The organism is Flavobacterium oreochromis (assembly GCF_019565455.1).
GTDB lineage: Bacteria > Bacteroidota > Bacteroidia > Flavobacteriales > Flavobacteriaceae > Flavobacterium > Flavobacterium oreochromis.
In genome coordinates this window covers 3509932-3529167 of record NZ_CP067377.1, presented here as the reverse complement: position 1 = coordinate 3529167, position 19236 = coordinate 3509932, and the positions used below count along the sequence as shown (strand labels likewise).

The window sequence follows — 19236 nt, the reverse complement described above, 5'->3', positions numbered from 1 at the left end:
TTTTTCTACAGGAGCGAGTCTGTCTTTTGTATTAGTCATTTTAATTCTAATGTATCAAACTGCAATAGGAGTCGTTTATCGTTGGAATTATTTAGCTATTTATAGCACTTTTATAAAATTTGTGTTTAACAGATGTTAAACTTTAAACCTTTAAACTTTTTTTTAAAAAATGATACCAGCACAGTTTGATCCAAAGTCAGTAGAAAAGAAATGGTATGACTATTGGATGGAGAATAAATATTTCCGCTCTACACCAGACCATCGTAAGCCTTATACGATTACTATACCTCCTCCTAATGTAACTGGGGTATTGCACATGGGACACATGTTGAATAACACGATTCAAGACGTTTTAATTCGTCGTGCACGCTTAAAAGGATTCAACGCTTGTTGGGTACCTGGAACGGACCACGCTTCGATTGCTACTGAAGCTAAAGTAGTTGCTAAGCTAAAAGCAGAAGGAATCAACAAAAACGATTTAACCCGTGAAGAATTCTTAAAACACGCTTGGGATTGGACGGAGAAGTATGGCGGAACCATCTTGGAACAATTAAAGCAATTGGGTTGTTCTTGCGATTGGGATAGAACTAAATTTACTATGGATGATGATATGACGGCTTCAGTTATTAAGTCATTTGTAGATTTATACAACAAAGGAATGATTTATCGCGGTTACCGTATGGTTAACTGGGATCCAGAAGCGAAAACTACTTTGTCTGATGAAGAAGTTATTTATGAAGAGCGTCAAGGTAAATTATACCATTTAAAATACCAAATTGAAGGAACAAACGAGTTTGTAACGATTGCTACAACTCGCCCAGAAACTATTTTAGGTGACACTGCTATTTGTATTCATCCAGAAGACGAGCGTTACCAACATTTAAAAGGTAAAAATGCCATTGTTCCTATCTGTAATCGTGTAATTCCAATCATATTTGATGAATATGTTGATATGGAATTTGGTACAGGATGTTTAAAAGTAACACCTGCTCATGATATGAATGATAAAGAATTGGGTGACAAACACAAGTTGGAAATCATTGATATTTTTAATGAAGATGCCACTTTAAATTCTTTTGGATTGCATTATGCAGGAAAAGATCGTTTTGTGGTTCGTGATGAAATTTCTAAAGAATTAGAATCAATTGGAGCATTAGCAAAAACTGAAAACCACTTAAATAAAGTTGGTACTTCTGAAAGAACTAAGGCTGTAATCGAACCAAGATTATCAGATCAGTGGTTCTTAAAAATGGAAGAATTAGTAAAACCTGCTATCAAAGCGGTTTTAGAAACGGAAGAAGTAAAATTATACCCTTCACGTTTTAATAATACGTATCGTCATTGGATGGAAAACATCCGCGATTGGAATATTTCGCGTCAGTTATGGTGGGGACAACAAATTCCTGCTTATTTCTATGGTGAAGGGAAAGAAGATTTTGTAGTAGCAGAAACTAAAGAAGAAGCTCTTGAATTGGCTAAAATCAAAACAGCTAACAACCAGCTTCAAGCATCTGACCTAAAACAAGACGCAGATGCCTTAGATACTTGGTTTTCTTCTTGGTTATGGCCTATGGCGGTTTTTGGAGGGGTAATAAATCCTGAAAATGAGGATTTCAAATATTACTATCCAACTAACGATTTAGTAACCGGTCCAGATATTTTATTCTTCTGGGTAGCGCGTATGATTATTGCGGGTTATCAGTACGCCGATGCTAAGCCGTTTACTAATGTATATCTAACAGGTTTAGTACGTGATAAACAAGGACGTAAAATGTCTAAATCTTTAGGTAATTCACCAGATCCATTAGATTTGATTGAAAAATTTGGTGCTGATGGTGTTCGTTGTGGTTTATTATTAAGTGCTTCTGCGGGTAACGATATTTTATTCGACGAAGAATTATGTAACCAAGGTAAAGGATTTGCTAATAAAATATGGAATGCTTTCCGTTTAATCAAAGGATGGGAAGTAGCGGATATTGCGCAACCCGAAGCTTCTAAATCGGCAATAGCTTGGTACGAAGCTAAGTTACAAAAAACATTAGCAGAAATTGAAGATAATTTTGAGAAATACCGTATTTCAGATGCTTTAATGGCGATTTACAAATTGGTATGGGATGATTTCTGTTCTTGGTTCTTAGAAATGATTAAACCAGGATACCAACAACCAATTGATAGAGCGACTTTTGACAAAGCTATTGAAATGTTAGAAGCTAACTTGAAGTTGTTACATCCATTTATGCCTTTCTTAACAGAGGAAATTTGGCAATATATTGCCGATAGAACACCTGAACAAGCTTTAATTGTTTCTGAATGGCCAGAAGTAAAAACGTATAATGAAAAATTAATTACGGATTTTGATTTTGCGACTGAAGTTATTTCAGGTATTAGAACGATCAGAAAAGATAAAAACATTTCATTCAAAGATACTATCGAATTAAAAGTAGTAAATAATGAAAATGCTTCAACATTCTTTGATAGTGTAATTATTAAGTTAGGAAACGTATCGAATTTAGAATACGTTTCTGAAAAAGTAAATGGTGCTTTATCCTACCGTGTAAAATCAAACGAATATTTCATCCCTGTAGGTGAGGGTATTGATATTGAAGCTGAAATCAAGAAGTTGACAGAAGAATTAAACTATACAAAAGGTTTCTTAAAATCAGTACAAGGTAAACTTTCTAATGAGAAGTTTGTTTCAGGTGCTCCAGAACAAGTAATTGCTAATGAGCGTAAAAAGAAGCAGATGCCTTAGCTAAAATTGTTACTATTGAGCAAAGTTTAGAAGGTTTAAAATAATAAAAACTATTCTAAAACTTTATTAAAGTTTAATTAGTTCATATATGATGAGTCCGATATTTTATCGGACTCATTTCGTTTTTATTATATATACTTGAATTTTTTTTAATTGAGCTATTGAAAATTAGCTTTCTAAGATAAAATAATTTATTGGAAATTTGTTTTTAGTATAATATTTTTTTCTAGGTATATTTTGTATAATGTCTTTTCTTTTAATGAATATGTATTACTATAATTGAGGGGAGGATATTTTTAGTATCTTTTTTAAAGGAAATAGTTTTATATGAGGAATTTTTAAAGATAATTTTAACTCTCCAAAGTTTAAAAAAAGAATCATATTTGACATTTCTTTCCATAAAAAAATGCCTCAAAAAAATTGTTTAACTTTTGAGGCATTCTGTTTTTATATTGTTTTATTTTAGAATGTACTAACTAAATTTAATTAATAAAATAAAACTACTTTTAACATCATAAAATGATTTTGAAATTTATTTTTTTGAAAGAGGACTAATAATTTCAACATTTTGAAAAGCAATTGCCCCTCTTAAAACGCCTGAAATTACATTGCGTAAAGCATCTATAATATGAATTTTTAATTCATTTTTAGGAATTAATAAACTAACTTCTCGTGATGGTTTAGGGTCTTTAAAATGGCGTAATTTTAGCTTTTCTTTATCCGATAATTCTAAGGTATGCAGATAAGGAAGCAGGGTAACTCCTAAGCCTTCATTAGCTAATCGTATAAGCGTTTCAAAACTACCGCTTTCCAATTGAAATTTATTTTCTTTAGATGTATTTTTATTTTTACAAAGATTTAAGATCCCATCTCTAAAACAGTGCCCATCTTGTAGTAATAAAATTTCTTCAACATTTAAATCTTCTATTTCTAGTTCAGTTTTATTAAATTTACTATGATTTTCGGGCACATAAACCATAAAGGGTTCATAATATAAAACAATTTCTTTAATTTTTTCTTCCTCTAGAGGGGTAGCAGCTATGGCAGCATCTAAATGTCCATTTTTTAATTTAGTTATGATTTCAGCTGTATTTAATTCTTCAATAATTAGTTTAACTTTTGGATACTTTTTAATGAAGTTATTTAAAAACATGGGTAATAAAGTTGGCATTACTGTTGGTATGATACCAATTCTAAATTCACCTCCAATAAAGCCTTTTTCTTGGTCTACAATATCTTGAATTCGATCTGCCTCGTTTACTATATTCTTGGCTTGTTCAACAATTTTCCTTCCAACTTCTGTTAGTTGTATAGGTTTTTTTGTTCTATCAAATATTATAATATCCAGTTCCTCTTCAATTTTTTGAATCTGCATACTTAATGTAGGCTGGGTTACAAAACATTTTTCAGCTGCTTGTGTGAAGTTTTTGTGCTCGGCAACAGCTAATACATATTGTAATTGTGTAATAGTCATTTTATAAAGTTCTTTTATACAAATATAAATATAATCAATTTGTTTTATAATAAAAAGTAGTTAAATAAAAATAATTTTGAATCCGAAAAAGAAAAACCTTATTGAAAAGATATTAGTATTTAACATTTATTGTTTTTATTTATTTTTCTTAAGGTTGTTTTGTATAATGTATATAAAAAAATATTTTCTCTATATAAAAGTTGTTCTTGGTTAAAAGTTGCTTTTTGAAAGATCTCAATGGATTGACTTAAAGTTTGGATTTTATTTTAAATAAAATAAACGGTATAAAACAACTGAGATTACAAGATTTTGTAAATTTGAAAGGAGTATTTTTATAATAATTTGAAATTGTAAAAATTTAAACGGAGAAAATAATAATTAATTTAAAAATCACTAAAATGAAAATAAACAGCTTAGGATTACCAGTAGAAGAAACAAAAGAATTAGTAATTCAACTCAATGCGTTATTATCTAATTTTCAAATTTATTATCAAAATTTAAGAGGTTTACATTGGAATATACGTGGTAAACGTTTTTTTGATTTGCATTTAAAATTTGAAGAGTTATATAATGATTCGCAGCTTAAAATTGATATGATAGCGGAGCGAATTTTAACTTTAGGAGGAATCCCGTATCATACTTTTAATGATTATTTAGAAAATAGTGAACTTACGGCTGGTAAAAATATTTCTAATGATGAAAAAGCTATTAAGCTTATTGTAGCATCTATTACAACATTATTAGTGATTGAACGTAAAATTTTAAAAAGTTCTGATGTTATAGATGATGAAGGAACTAGCTCTATGATGAGTGATTTTATTAAAGAGCAAGAAAAGACTATTTGGATGATGAGTGCTTGGCTAGAAGAAACGGTAGATTAATGTTGGTCTAAGTTTTCGTTGAAAGCTGAAGGAAGAAGTTTAGGAATAAATTTTATTAGTATAGGTAGTAATAAGCTACCACCAGGAACTAAAAAAATAGTAAGTGAAGGTATTGTTTTACAAATATCTAAAATCTGAGTCTTAACCTTCTTCTTTTCTTCCGGGTTAAGTTCACGTATAGTAGATTGTGACAATAATATGACTAGTTCTTTGCTTTGTGAAAGTTCAATTAAAAGGCGTTTTTTATTTCTTTGTATTAGTGTTTGAACATTTAAACTGGTTTGGTCATAAAAATGTTTGACAGGATTCGAGTAATTAAAATAAGGGATATTTTTTTATTAAGACGTAAAAAAGATCCATATCACTAATACTTTTCATGACAAAAGTATCTGAGAGAGTTAATTGATGATTTAAAAGTTTTAAAAAGTTGTATTCGGATTCATCCATTTGTCCATCATTCCAAAGGGCCATATTAGTGAGATCCATTAAATAAAATTTTTCATAATCATCTATTAAATAGGAAAAATCAATATTTTCTAAAGTTGTTTTAGTATTTATTCTATTAAATTTAGAATAGCGAACAGAAGAATCAAATAATTTTTGCAAAAGGTCATCATATGCTGATTTAGTAGTTTTTGTTGTTAATGCTAATGAAATTACATTTACAATTATTTCTTCTATTTTTTTTAAATATTTTTTAGGAAGATAGCCATTTTCAATATATTTTTTGAATGCCAGTACGTCTATAAATAGTAAAGCATTTGTTACTATATGAGAAAAGTTTTTACTGATTATGTTGTCATTGGTTTTGATACGATTTGAAATAATTTTTTCTAATTTACTTTCAAGTGTATCATTAGGTAAAAAGAAGTCAAAAAGACCTGAACCTTTAGGATGTAGTTCATGATAAAAATTAACAACCTCTTCTGTAAAACGGATACTATTGTTCTCTTTTTTAATGATTTGGTATATACCAAATAATGAATTGAGTAAAGCAATTTTTGAGATTTCTTCAATAGTGAGTGAGTCAATTTCAATGGGGATAGAGGTTACAAAATGGGTTGTATAACCTACTAAAAATCCTGTGTTTCTTGTAGCTAAATAAAAACCTTCAGAATCAAATATGCTAAATTGTTCTTGTGAGGATTGCTCAAAGAAAAATTTGTGGACCCAACCGTGTGCTGATGGATTTATCATGTGACAAATTAATACAAAAAAGAAATTCAAACAAATTTATATAATGTAATCTAGTTAACATTTAATTAATATTTTGAAGATTATCTTTGTTTTATTGAGTAAATGAAATTTTAAAAGTGGAATATTAATAAATTAAAAAGCTATTTAACCCAGTTTTAATAAAAATCTTAATTCAAAATAGGTCTGTTGAACTAACACATAAAATTGCTACATAGTTTTTATTTGGAATTAATTTTTTAATATCATTTATAAGACTGTAAATATTGAATAACAAATAAAATAATAAATAATACAAATAAGTATGGGTACTAAATTAAAAATTACATTATTATTACTATCAGGAATTATGGCTCAACCATTAGTGGCACAAGGTTGTAGTGATGCAGGATTTTGTTCTGTAGGAAATCCTTTTAAGACTACTAGTAAGAATATCAAAAATTATCTAGAAGTTAATGCAGGTTATGGTTTAGGTGAAAAAAATGTAGGGATTGTATCATCTCATATAGCTTATACTCATTTGTTTACAGATAGATTTGCTATGAATCTTAAAGTTACAGGTTTATCAGCTAATGGTAATTTTGGTACAAGAACAAACGTAGGAGATATATTTGTAACGGCTAATTATAAATTAAATGATTCAGAACGATTAAAATGGTCAGGATTATTAGGCGTAAAAATTCCACTAACAAATGCTAATAATAAAATTAATAATGTTTCATTGCCTATGCCTTATCAATCTAGTTTAGGAACTTATGATATAATTGGAGGAATTGAAGCAGGATTAAAAAAATGGGATTTTAATTTAGCAGCTCAGTTACCACTAAATGATAATAAAAATTCTTATTTAAGTAATTTATCTCCAACACAAGAGTTTGTTTCTACTAATTTATTTCACAGAAGACCTGATGTATTATTTAGATCTACTTATAAGATATTATTAGCTAATGACCAATTAACATTGAAACCTAATTTATTGTTTATTTATCATTTAGGAAATGATTCATATGTAGATCAATTAAATCAAAAAATTACAATAGAAAACTCAAATGGTTTAACATTAAATGGTAATATCATTGCAAATTATAAATTAGGGGCTAATAGTAGTATTGAAACTTCCTTAGCAGCTCCATTTGTAGTGCGTCAAGTTCGTCCTGACGGATTAACTAGATCCTTTACTTTTGGTGTAACATTTAAACAAGGATTTTAAGTAAAATGCGAAGTTTAATTGTTTTAGCCTGTGGTGTGGCTACCGCCAGTTTTGGACAGAAAGTAATTTCTGAAATTCCATATAAGGAAGAAAAGCAACCCTTAGATTATATTTATTTACCTAATCAAGATAAAGTTGTTTTAATTCAAGGAAAACATGTTAATAAAGTTTATCAAAATGAAATACAAGATATTTGGGCTTTTGATAAAGATGGCTTTACACAAAAATTAATTTCAAATGAAAAATTAGCTAATTGTGTTTTTTCACCTATAGAAACTGCTTTTTTAATTGGTAAAATTTCAGATAAAAATGAATTTCCTAAAGAATATAAACTTAATCTAGACGGTTCTTCAAGTAACTTTTTTAAGATTAGTGAAAATTTCAGATACTTTAATGATATTTATGGTCTGTCAATAGTCAATCAAAAAAATAATGATAAAGTAGATCTAAAAAATGATGATTTATTTTTAAAAGTAATTGATTTATTTTCAGGACAATCCACTCAAAACAAGTTGGTTAAACCTGATTTAAATAAAATTGAAAATAAAACAACAACTACATATTCTGAAGGAGTTAATTTTGATGTTCGTATAAATGAAGACAATATTAGCTTTATTACGAAATCAATAAATAAAAATTATAAATCAGCAACTATTTATAGAAGTGTATATGATTTGAATGGAACTAAAATAGGTGATTTTTCTTATTTAGTAGATGTGCCAAAGTATTATTTATTATTTGCTGATAATGGAGGAGGGAGTATTATTGATGCTAAATCAAATAAAAAACTTTCTGAGCTAGCAATCAATAATTATGTAATAGATAAAAGTACAGGACATGTATATGTGTTTGGTATTTTTGGGAATGAGCCCAAGGAATTAGGAGAAAATATTAATATACCATTAGGCGTATATGTATTTAAATTTGATTCTAAAGGGAAATTAATTTGGGAATCAGTACAAGAAGTAATTGATGTAAGAGGATTTAATCAAAGACAAGATATTTCTAAAATAAATATTTCATTACGTGTACGAAAAGAAGAGGTATTTTGTTCAGTTAATTCAAATGACTTAAATTATTCAGATGTTCTTCTAATAGATAATAATACAGGTCAAAAGAAAATAGAACATATTTTAAAATTTACTATTGATCAAAGTATTAATTCTCAAAATGGGATTCAATCTAATTGTATTATTGATCAATTTAAACGATTTAGGATAGATAAAGAAACTCTTTATTTTTTAAATACTTCTGATTCATTACAAAAATATATGAATTCATTAGATAAGACAAAACCATTATTTTTCAAAAGTTATATTGCTAAAAAAGGCTTTTGGTTAATAGAAACGGATAATGCTTCTTATAGTAAAGTGTTATTTTTTAGTTAAGTTTGTTTTGATTAGGTGCCTTGTCAGGGCACCTTTTCTTTTTTAAGAAGAATTTTTAAAACTCGAAATACTCTATTAAAAGTCTATCAGATGTAATCTAGTTTACATTTAGAAAACTACAATGTAATTACCTTTGATATATAATATTAAAAGACATTATTATGGTTAGGATTTTTAAAAAAGGACTTTTCTTTTTACTACTTATTGCGTTAAACTGTATGAATGCTCAAAATGGGAATATTAAAAATCCATACTATTCTCATACAGCTACTAATAAATTAAAGCTTACTGATAAAGAATGGAAAGCTATTTTACCTGAAGATTTATATTTAGTATCAAGAAAAGCTAATACAGAAGCTTCTTTTACTGGAAAATACTGGAATTATACAGGAAAAGGAACGTATTATTGTGCCGCTTGTGGAAATACATTATTTAGATCTGATGCTAAGTTTGCCAGTTCATGTGGATGGCCTAGTTTTTTTGAACAAATTAATAAAAAGAGTATTGTTTTTAGAAGTGACAGATCATATGGAATGGATAGGATAGAAGCTTTATGTGGTCGTTGTGAAGGACATTTGGGACATCTGTTTGATGATGGACCAGAACCAACAGGAAAGCGTTATTGTATGAATTCAATAGCTCTAGATTTTGAACCCGATTCTAAAATTAAAAAATAATAAGCAAGATGAAAAAAATAGTTATTATTCTTATAAGTTTTTTTACTACAATAGTTTCAGCTCAGAAAGTAAAACCTAAAATTGAAACAATAACGCTAGGAGGAGGTTGTTTTTGGTGTATCGAAGCTGTTTTTGATAATTTAGATGGAGTTATTTCAGCAGAGTCAGGATATTCAGGAGGTAATATTTTAAATCCAACTTATGAACAAGTCTCTACAGGAGATACAGGTTTTGCAGAAGCAGTTCAGATAAAGTATGATTCTACAAAAACAAATTTAGATGAAATTTTTAAAGTTTTCTTTACCGTACATGATCCTACTACCGTTAATCGTCAAGGAGCAGATATGGGGTCTCAGTACCGTTCAGTTATTTTTTATGCGAATGAAAATCAAAAGAAAATGGCAAAAGATCTGATTGAAGCATTAGAAAAGTCAAAAGCTTATAGATCTAAAATAGTGACTACCTTAGAGCCCTTTAAAGGTTTTACTAAAGCAGAGAATTATCATCAAAATTATTATGAAAACAATAAGATGAAAACATATTGTCAATATGTTATTCAACCTAAATTAGAAAAATTTGAAAAAGTTTTTAAAGATCGTTTAAAGAAAAAGAAATAATATTAAGTAAGCTTTTTTTTAAATAAGCTCATGTTATTTATAAAAATTATTACTATTTCATAATGATAAAAAAAGACTATCCGAAAATTCCTAAATTTATTAAGACTTCGTTCAGTCTCCTATTATAAAACTATTTATTTGATGATTATGATTTGTAGTTTATTATCGAGCACCTAATTCTATAACTTCTAATTCTTTTATAGATTCTCCTTCAATAATAAAACGTAACATTGTTCGCATTTGATGAAAACCACTTTTTCCACAAGCTCCTGGATTCATATGTAGAAGATTTAGTTTTTTATCAAATTGGACTTTTAGTATGTGAGAATGTCCACATATAAATAATTTAGGAGGGTTTTTGTATAATTCTTCTTTAATTTCTTGATTATATTTATTGGGATATCCTCCAATATGGGTAATTAAAACATCTACTTTTTCACAAAAAAAACGATTGTGTAGAGGAAATTCCATTCTAGCATTTGTACCATCTATGTTTCCATATACGGCACGTAATGGCTTATATTTTTTGATAGTATCTGTAACAATTAAATTTCCTATATCACCAGCATGCCATACCTCATCTGACCAGTTTACGTGCTTAAGTATTGATTCATCTATATGTCCGTGAGTATCAGATAGTAATAAGATTTTTTTCATATAAAGAAAGCCTAATTGCTAATGCTAAAAAATGATTAATAAATTATAAAATATTTCTTCCTTTAAAGGAAGAAATATTTTTAAGTTCAAATATATAAAATCATTAAATTTGAAATAAATATAAACACAATAATAATAAGTCTTTTTAAAAGTTTAGAATCAACTTCGTTCAATAATTTATTTTAGTTTATTATTATATGAACGCTTTAGGTGAGTGCTGAAATAACTATTCAGTTATTATATAACTCTGTAGGATAGTAAAGATGTAGTTTTTTAATTTTTTGATAGTCTTGTTTATTTGAACCATTTAAATTTTAAAATGAAAAAAGTATATTTAGATAATGCCTCAACCACTTCATTATATCCAGAAGTAATAGAGGAAATGACGCGAATATTAAGTACTCAATATGGAAATCCCTCTTCTTCACATGAGATTGGTAGACAAGCAAAAAATGAGCTTGAACTAGCTAGAAAAACGATAGCTAAAAATCTTAAATGTAATGCTCAAGAAATTATTTTTACATCTTGTGCAACAGAAGCTAATAACTTAATTCTTCGTTCAGCAATTAAAAGTTTAGGGGTAAAAAGAATTATTACCAGTAAAATTGAGCATCATGCAGTACTTCATACTGTAGAAGTTTTACAAGAAGAATTTAAGTTACCAGTTGATTTTGTTTCTATTAATTCTGATGGTACAATTGATTATAATCATTTAGAAGATTTATTACAATCAGATGTTAAAACTTTAGTTTCATTGATGCATGTTAATAATGAGATAGGAACAGTTTTAGATTTAAAAAAAGTAGCTGATTTATGTAAAAAAAGTAATACTTATTTTCATACAGATGCAGTTCAAGGTGTAGGTAAATCAGTTATTGATTTGTCTAATATTTCTATTGATTTTTTAGTAGCTAGTGCTCATAAATTTCATGGACCAAAAGGCGTTGGATTTGCATATATTAAAAAAAATATTGTTTTGCAACCCATTCTTTATGGAGGTGAACAAGAAAAGGGGCTTAGAGCAGGTACTGAAAGTATTCATAATATTGTAGGTATGGCTAAAGCTTTGGATGTATCATTAGTAAACCTACAGACTAATAGAGAATATATTAAAGGATTAAAAAAGTATTTAATTGAAGCATTACAAAATCATTTTCCGGAGAGTGTTTTGGTAGGAAATCCAGAGGTTACCCAGCATAATATTGTAAATGTTATTTTACCATTGGAAGAGACTAAATCAGGTATGGTTGTTTTTTTAATGGATATGAATGGTGTAGCTATTTCAAGAGGGAGTGCTTGTCAGTCTGGAAGCTCAAAGCCCTCGCATGTTTTAGAAGCATTTATTTCAAATGAATATTTGACTAAACCTAATATGCGAATTTCTCTTTCTAAATATAATACTTTAGAAGATATTGATTTTTTAATTGAGACTATCAAAAAAATATGAATAAAAAATTATTAATCATTTTCCTTTTGCCTTTTATGAGTCAGGCTCAAAATTTTGATATCCAAGGACATCGTGGATGCAGAGGTTTACTTCCTGAAAATACCATAGAAGCAATGAAAAAAGCAATTGATTTAGGAGTAACTACTTTAGAGATGGATGTGGTTATTAGTAAGGATAAACAAGTGTTGTTATCACACGAGCCATTTTTATCACACGAAATTTGTTTAGATAAGAATAGTGAAATTATTAGTGAAATAAAAGAGCAATCATTTAACTTATTTCAAATGAATTACGATGAAATTAAAAGATGTGATTGTGGAAGTAAGATACATCCTAGGTTTTTAGAACAACAAAAAATAAAGGTATATAAGCCTTTATTAAATGATGTAATTGATTTTACTGAAAATTATATACATGAAAAATACCCAGGTAGAAAGATTTTTTATAATATAGAAACGAAATCAGACCCAAAAGGAGATGAGGTTTATCATCCTTTACCAAAAGAATTTGTAGATTTATTAGTTAAAGTTTTAAAAACTAAAGGAATTTCTAATAGAATTTATATTCAATCTTTTGATGTTAGAACTTTGCAATACTTACATAAAAAATATCCTGAGTTTAAAACAGTTCTTTTAGTTGAGAATACACTTTCAATTAAGGAAAACTTAAAAAAATTAGGATTTAGACCTACTGTTTATAGTCCTGAATTTATTTTATTGGATAAAGAAAAAATCGATTATTTACATGCAAATAATATAAAAGTAATTCCTTGGACAGTAAACAAAAAGGAAGAAATGAAAACCCTAATTTCCTATGGAGTAGATGGACTAATTTCAGATTATCCAAATCTTTATTTTGAGTTGAAGAAATAAAAAAACTTCCAATCTAAGGTCCAAAATAAAAAATAGTTCTTTTATTTTGGACCTCTAAGGAAGCAAAAAGATATTATTTTTTATAGAAAGGTAGTTTAACTACTTTTGCGGCAATATCTTTATTTCTAATTCTAATAAAAATTTCAGAATCAGGGGTAGATAAAGCTGTTGGTACATATCCCATACCAATTCCTTTGTTTAATGAAGGCGATTGTGTACCTGATGTTACAACACCTATAACATTACCATTTGCATCTACAATTTCGTAGTCATGACGAGGAATTCCTCTTTCTATTAATTCAAAACCAACTAATTTGCGAGTTACTCCTTCTTCTTTTTGTTTTTTAAGGTTTGAAGAATTAGTAAATTCTTTATCAAATTTTGTAATCCATCCTAAACCAGCTTCAAGAGGAGATGTAGTATCATTAATATCATTTCCGTATAGACAGAAGCCCATTTCTAAACGTAAAGTATCACGAGCAGCTAATCCAATAGGTTTAATACCAAAAGGTGCACCTGCTTTAAAAACTTTATTCCAAATGGTTTCAGCATCTTCATTTTTAAAGTAAATTTCAAATCCTCCAGAACCTGTATAGCCTGTAGCTGATATAATTACATCACTTACTCCTGCAAATTCCCCAATTTGAAAAGTATAATACCCCATATTAAGTAAATCAATAGGTGTTAAGCTTTGCATAGCTTCTGCTGCTAGAGGACCTTGAATAGCTAATAAAGAATAAGCGTCAGAATGATTTTCCATTGTTACATCTAAATTATTATGAGATGAAATCCAATTCCAATCTTTTTCAATGTTAGAAGCATTAACTACCAGCATATAATGATTGTCAGCAATTTTGTAAATAATTAGGTCATCTACAATACCACCATCATTGTTAGGTAAACATGAATACTGAGCTTTACCATTTACTAGTTTTGAAGCATCGTTTGAAGTTACTTTTTGGATTAATGCTAAGGCATTTTCACCTTTGAGCATAAACTCACCCATATGAGAAACGTCAAAAACACCTACACCGTTACGAACCGTTTCATGTTCGATATTTACACCTTCGTATTGTACAGGCATATTGAATCCTGCAAATGGAACCATCTTAGCTCCTAAATTCTCGTGAATATGAGTTAATGCTGTGTTTTTCATTTTAAATTAGTTTGTGAAAAATAGATTGCAAAATTAAGATTTTTAAATAGAAGTTGAGTGTTATAATTATTTCAAATCCAGTAAAAATTGTTTTATTTCTTCATATTTGCTGATTTTAAATGCTCTTTTTTCTTTATTCAGTAAATCTTCTATCTCTTCAGGAATTGTTAGCTCTATATTTAAAGTTTTTTCTACAGTATTTAAAAATTTGATAGGATGGGCTGTTTCAGCAAATACTCCTATATAATTATCGTTTTGTTTTAGGTGTTTTAATAATCCCAAATAACCTATAGCACCGTGAGGTTCAGTTATATAATTATAATTTTTATATATAAATTTCATCATCGCTTTTGTTTCATTATCTGTAAAAGAATAAGAATAAAAATCATTTTTTAAATGTTCAAAATTATGATTATACAATTCCTCAATCCTGACGAAATTACTAGGATTACTTATATCCATAGCATTTGATAGAGTAGGAGTAGTAGGAGTAGGCTCATATCTTTTGTTAATAAATATCTAGGAATAGTATCGTTTGCATTTGTTGAAGCAATAAAATGTTTAATAGGTAATCCCATTTTTTTTGCTACAATACCAGCACATATATTCCCAAAGTTTCCACTTGGACAGGAAATAATTAATTCTTTATTATGATGTTTTAATTGTTTATATGCTAATGCGTAATAAATCATTTGGGGTAACCATCTAGCTATATTAATTGAATTAGCAGAAGTTAGGTTTATTTTATTAAGATCATCATCTAAAAAAGCTTTTTTAACAATATCTTGGCAGTCATCAAAACTTCCATCTATTTCTATTGCTGTTATGTTTTCTCCTAAAGTTGTGAGTTGACGTTCTTGAATATCAGTTACTTTTTTACTTGGATATAAAATTACAACTTTAACACCTTTTGTTTTATAAAAACCATTAGCAACAGCACCTCCAGTATCTCCTGAAGTAGCAACTAATACTGTACTTTCTTTATCTGTATCTTGATTGAAATAAGATAAACATTCGGCCATAAATCGAGCACCTACATCTTTAAAGGCTAATGTTGGACCATGAAATAATTCTAAAGAATAAAGATTCCTAGTTATATGAATAACAGGAAAATCAAAAGATAAAGTTTTAGAAATTATTTCTCTTAGTTTTTCATCAGGTATATCATTGCCTATAAAAGGCTTGATTAATTGAAAACCTATTTCTTCATTCGTTAATGAAGAAATTTTCTCCCAAAAATCTTGATCGATTTTAGGAAGTAAACTAGGGAAATATAAACTTTTATCTGGAGCAATACCTTCTAATACGGCTTCTTTAAATGATTTTTTATAAACTTTACTTAAACTATAAAATTGCATTTTCTTTTGTCGTTTTTAGTTTAACACCTTCGTTATTTATTTTAGAAAAATATACAGTAAAAGAAATTCCTGTTTTTTGGTAATAATTTTTCATTTCTTCTGCTATTTTTTGTGCATTTATTTCACCTTTAGCTAAGGCAAAAATAGAAGGACCTGAACCAGAAATACCAGCTCCTAGAGCTCCTGTTTGTCTTGCAATACTTACAGTTTCTTCAAAATAAGGAATAAGTTCTTTTCTATAAGGTTCTATAATAACATCTGTTAATGAGTTTCCTATGAGTTGATAATTATTAGTATATAGTCCAGCTATTAATCCTCCTAAATTTCCCCATTGAATAATAGCGTTTTTTAGAGGAACAGTAGGTTTTAAAACAGCCCTTGCTTCTGATGTTTTTACTTCTACATGTGGATGGAGTATTACTGTATATAATTCTTTTGGGCTTGGAATTTCTATAATATCTAATGGATTATAACTCCTAATCAGTGTGAAATTTCCTAAAATAGCAGCTGCGACATTATCAGCATGTTGACTTCCACTTGCAATAGCTTCGCCTATCATAGCATGATAAACTAATTCTTTTTTAGACAATGGATTTCCTAAAAAATAATTAATACCAAAAACAGCAGCAGCAGCACTAGCAGCACTACTTCCTATACCACTGCCAATTTCAACTTTTTTATGAATTTCAATTTCAAACCCAAAATCTACTTGTTCTTTATATAAATTGTAAACAGATTGAGCTGCTATACCTGCTACATTTTTTTCAGTTTCAAGAGGTAAAATAGCACCAGTAATATGCGTAATTTTTATTCCTTTAGTGGTAACTTTATGAATTATCATTTCCTCACATATTATATTAGTGCAAGCACCTAAAACATCAAAACCACAAGATAAGTTAGCTATCGTAGCAGGTGATAGTATATGTATTTTTTCCATATTTTTATTTTTAAAATGTATTACCTACTCTCATAATGTCTGCAAATATTCCAGATGCTGTAACATCAGCTCCAGCTCCAGCTCCTTTTATAATTAATGGTTGATTGTTATACCTGTGAGTGTAAAATAGAACAATATTATCTTTGCCTTCTAAATGATAAAAGGGATGGTTGTTAGAGATGAATTCTAAACCTACATTTGCTTTTCCATTTTTAAAAGTAGCCACGTATTTTAGTCTAGAATTAGAGGTTTTAGCTCTATTAAATAATTCTTTAAAATAGACTTCGTTTTCTTCTAATTTAACTAAAAAATCATTTACAGATGATGTCTTAATACAATCTTCTGGTAGAAATGATTGATTCTTAATTTCATTTAATTCAAAAGAATAACCACTTTCCCTAATTAAAATAACAATCTTACGCATTACATCTATACCGCTTAAATCAATTTTTGGATCAGGTTCTGTATAACCTTCTTGCATGGCTAATTTAACAACTGATGCAAATGATTTTTTTCCATCATAATTATTGAAAATAAAATTTAAACTACCAGATAATACAGCCTGAATAGTAGTTACTACATCACCAGATATTACGATGTTTTTAAGTGTGTCAATAATTGGTAATCCAGCTCCAACATTTGTTTCATATAAAAAGGGACATTGTATTTTTTAGAAATATTTTTTAATATTTGGTAGCTAGAGAAATTAGATGAACAAGCTATTTTATTACAAGTAACAACCGCTATATTTTTGCTTAATAATTTTTCATATTGATTAGCCACTAAAGTAGAGGCAGTGTTATCAATAAAAATACTATTTATTAGATTCAAATTTTTGATTTTATCAAGGAATTCATTTAGGTTTGATTGATCTCCTTTTTTTAATTCTGTATTCCAATTTTTAAAATCTATTCCATCTAAATTAAAATACATAAATTGAGTATTAGAAATACCTATTAATCGTAGATTCATCCTAAGATTTTCCTTCAAATAATTTATTTGATTACTAATTTGTTCTATTAACTTTGAACCTACATTTCCAGTCCCTATAACGAATAGGTTTAATTCTTTTTTTTGTTCTTCAAAAAAACGTTCATGTAAACAATTAAGTGCTTTAACTATATCATTATTATTAATAACTAAGGAAATGTTGCGTTCAGAGGAACCTTGTGCTATAGCTCTAATATTAACATTGTTATTACCTAGTGTGCTAAAAATTTTCCCACTAATACCTTGGTGATTTTTCATGCCTTCTCCTACAATTGCAATTATAGATAAATCATTTTCCACACTAGTAGGTTTAACTTTTGATTGGATTATTTCATTACTAAATTCAGTATCTATTAATTTTTTAACGAGGAGAGCTTCATTTTCCATTACTCCAATACAAATAGAATGTTCAGATGAAGCTTGGGTAATGAAAATAATGTTGATATTTTCTTTAGCAATAGCTTTAAATAAGCGATTTGCATTGCCAGAAATACCTATAAGACCTGAACCTTCAAGAGTGATTAATGAAATGTTTTCTATATGACTGATTCCTTTAATAACTTGTTTAGAATGTATATTTTTATCATGTATTAAAGTTCCAATAGCTTCTGGTTCAAAAGTGTTTTTAATTAATAAAGGAATTTGTTTTATTTGAACAGGTTGAATAGTAGGGGCATAAATTACTTTTGCTCCAAAATGAGATAACTCCATTGCTTCTTTATACGAAATATTAGTAATAGGAAAGGCATTCGTTACAATTTTAGGATGGCAACTATATAGACCACTTACATCTGTCCAAATTTCTAGTTGTGCTACATTTAATGCTGCTGCTATAATAGAGGCAGTATAGTCAGAACCACCACGACCTAATGTAGTTGTATTTTTATCTTTATCTTGACTTATAAATCCTGGTAAAATGGTTATTTTAGATTCATTTTTTTCAAAATAATATTGGATCAAAAAATTTGAAAGTTCAAAATCGACATTAGCTTTTCCAAAATTAGAATCCGTTTTAATTAATTCACGACTGTCCTTAAGTTTACAAGAATTATTATATTTATGTAGTTTATGATATATGATATTTGATGATAATAATTCCCCTATTGAAAGAATTTTATCTTTATTTTTTGGTGATAATTCCCCTAATAGATAAATACCATTAAGTAAATTTTTAACTTCTAATATTTTTTCATTTAAAAAAATATTAGATCCTCATCGTTTATTTTTAGTTCAACTATAACTTTTTCATGTTTTTGTCTTATTATATTTATATTTTCTATATAACTCAATTCTTTTTTAGGGCTTTTTTTATAGAGTCCTCCAATAGATCGGTTATTTCGCTAAAAGCAGATACGACAACTATTTGTTTTTTATTTGATCTATTAATTATATTTATAGATTGTAAGATACTTTGAGCACTACCAACAGAAGTACCACCAAATTTTAATACTTTCATTTTTTAATATTAAATGATGAATAAATGGAAATAGAAAAATAGTGCTTAAATTAAAAGCACCACAAAGTGGATTATATGTAGTAATTATACCCCAAGTGGGGTAATGGTAGTAGTTGTGATTGTAACAATAGCAAAACTTATCTCAACAGTAGAGATAAAAGTTAATCGAT

The 19236-nt window shown here is 28.2% G+C and carries 13 protein-coding genes and 3 pseudogenes; 8 read left to right on the top strand and 8 right to left on the bottom strand.

What is annotated here, in order from left to right:
• Window positions 1-169: 169 nt before the first annotated feature.
• A pseudogene (locus JJC03_RS16955) lies at window positions 170-2796 on the top strand (valine--tRNA ligase).
• 488 nt (window positions 2797-3284) lie between these two features.
• On the opposite strand, the gene JJC03_RS16950 reads toward JJC03_RS16955, so the two are convergent.
• On the bottom strand, window positions 3285-4226 hold the full coding sequence (locus JJC03_RS16950; protein ID WP_088399945.1) for a LysR substrate-binding domain-containing protein: 942 nt from the start codon (window positions 4224-4226) through the stop codon (window positions 3285-3287).
• A 398-nt stretch (window positions 4227-4624) separates the two neighbouring features.
• On the opposite strand from JJC03_RS16950, the gene JJC03_RS16945 reads away from it, so the two are divergent.
• Window positions 4625-5107 carry a Dps family protein gene (locus JJC03_RS16945; RefSeq protein ID WP_088399943.1) on the top strand — a complete coding sequence of 161 codons (483 nt, stop codon included), beginning with the start codon at window positions 4625-4627 and terminating at the stop codon, window positions 5105-5107.
• Here JJC03_RS16945 and JJC03_RS18445 read toward each other — a convergent pair.
• Together JJC03_RS18445 and JJC03_RS16940 are read right to left on the bottom strand one after the other, a co-directional pair.
• Window positions 5104-5301: an LETM1 domain-containing protein gene (locus JJC03_RS18445; RefSeq protein ID WP_258932024.1), complete on the bottom strand. Its 198-nt coding sequence runs from the start codon at window positions 5299-5301 to the stop codon at window positions 5104-5106. The two genes, JJC03_RS16945 and JJC03_RS18445, sit on opposite strands and share 4 nt — an antisense overlap.
• 121 nt (window positions 5302-5422) lie before the next feature.
• Window positions 5423-6304 (bottom strand): LETM1-related biofilm-associated protein, encoded by an 882-nt coding sequence (locus JJC03_RS16940; RefSeq protein ID WP_258932023.1) that lies wholly within the window; start codon window positions 6302-6304, stop codon window positions 5423-5425.
• Between the two features lie 301 nt (window positions 6305-6605).
• On the opposite strand from JJC03_RS16940, the gene JJC03_RS16935 reads away from it, so the two are divergent.
• The 4 genes from JJC03_RS16935 (at window position 6606) to msrA (ending at window position 10193) form a co-directional block, all read left to right on the top strand.
• Window positions 6606-7511 carry a hypothetical protein gene (locus JJC03_RS16935; protein WP_103715321.1) on the top strand — a complete coding sequence of 302 codons (906 nt, stop codon included), beginning with the start codon at window positions 6606-6608 and terminating at the stop codon, window positions 7509-7511.
• 5 nt (window positions 7512-7516) lie between these two features.
• Entirely contained in the window at window positions 7517-8899 is a 1383-nt protein-coding gene (locus JJC03_RS16930; protein WP_235873756.1) for a hypothetical protein, read from the top strand.
• A 161-nt stretch (window positions 8900-9060) separates the two neighbouring features.
• Window positions 9061-9576 carry a peptide-methionine (R)-S-oxide reductase MsrB gene (msrB, locus tag JJC03_RS16925; RefSeq protein WP_088399936.1) on the top strand — a complete coding sequence of 172 codons (516 nt, stop codon included), beginning with the start codon at window positions 9061-9063 and terminating at the stop codon, window positions 9574-9576.
• Window positions 9577-9584: 8 nt separating this feature from the next.
• Window positions 9585-10193 (top strand): peptide-methionine (S)-S-oxide reductase MsrA, encoded by a 609-nt coding sequence (msrA, locus tag JJC03_RS16920; RefSeq protein WP_088399934.1) that lies wholly within the window; start codon window positions 9585-9587, stop codon window positions 10191-10193.
• Between the two features lie 162 nt (window positions 10194-10355).
• Here msrA and JJC03_RS16915 read toward each other — a convergent pair whose 3' ends face one another.
• Window positions 10356-10850, bottom strand: coding sequence for a metallophosphoesterase family protein (locus JJC03_RS16915; protein ID WP_088399932.1), 495 nt, complete (start codon window positions 10848-10850; stop codon window positions 10356-10358).
• A 319-nt stretch (window positions 10851-11169) separates the two neighbouring features.
• Here JJC03_RS16915 and JJC03_RS16910 point away from each other — a divergent pair, with 319 nt between their 5' ends.
• Both JJC03_RS16910 and JJC03_RS16905 read left to right on the top strand, forming a co-directional pair.
• Window positions 11170-12297, top strand: a complete 1128-nt coding sequence (locus tag JJC03_RS16910) for a cysteine desulfurase family protein (RefSeq protein WP_088399930.1) — start codon at window positions 11170-11172, stop codon at window positions 12295-12297.
• The gene (locus JJC03_RS16905; RefSeq protein WP_088445146.1) at window positions 12294-13169 is read left to right on the top strand and encodes a glycerophosphodiester phosphodiesterase; all 876 of its coding nucleotides are present in this window, start codon (window positions 12294-12296) and stop codon (window positions 13167-13169) included. The genes JJC03_RS16910 and JJC03_RS16905 overlap by 4 nt, the downstream gene beginning before the upstream one ends.
• A 73-nt stretch (window positions 13170-13242) precedes the next feature.
• Here JJC03_RS16905 and gcvT read toward each other — a convergent pair whose 3' ends face one another.
• The 4 genes and pseudogenes from gcvT to thrA form a co-directional block, all read right to left on the bottom strand.
• Window positions 13243-14325: a glycine cleavage system aminomethyltransferase GcvT gene (gcvT, locus tag JJC03_RS16900; RefSeq protein ID WP_088399926.1), complete on the bottom strand. Its 1083-nt coding sequence runs from the start codon at window positions 14323-14325 to the stop codon at window positions 13243-13245.
• Window positions 14326-14391: 66 nt separating this feature from the next.
• Window positions 14392-15683, bottom strand: a pseudogene (gene thrC, locus JJC03_RS16895) (threonine synthase).
• Entirely contained in the window at window positions 15670-16620 is a 951-nt protein-coding gene (locus JJC03_RS16890) for a homoserine kinase (protein WP_235873755.1), read from the bottom strand. The pseudogene thrC and the gene JJC03_RS16890 overlap by 14 nt, the downstream one beginning before the upstream one ends.
• 10 nt (window positions 16621-16630) lie before the next feature.
• A pseudogene (gene thrA / locus JJC03_RS19350) lies at window positions 16631-19066 on the bottom strand (bifunctional aspartate kinase/homoserine dehydrogenase I).
• Between the last annotated feature and the right edge of the window lie 170 nt (window positions 19067-19236).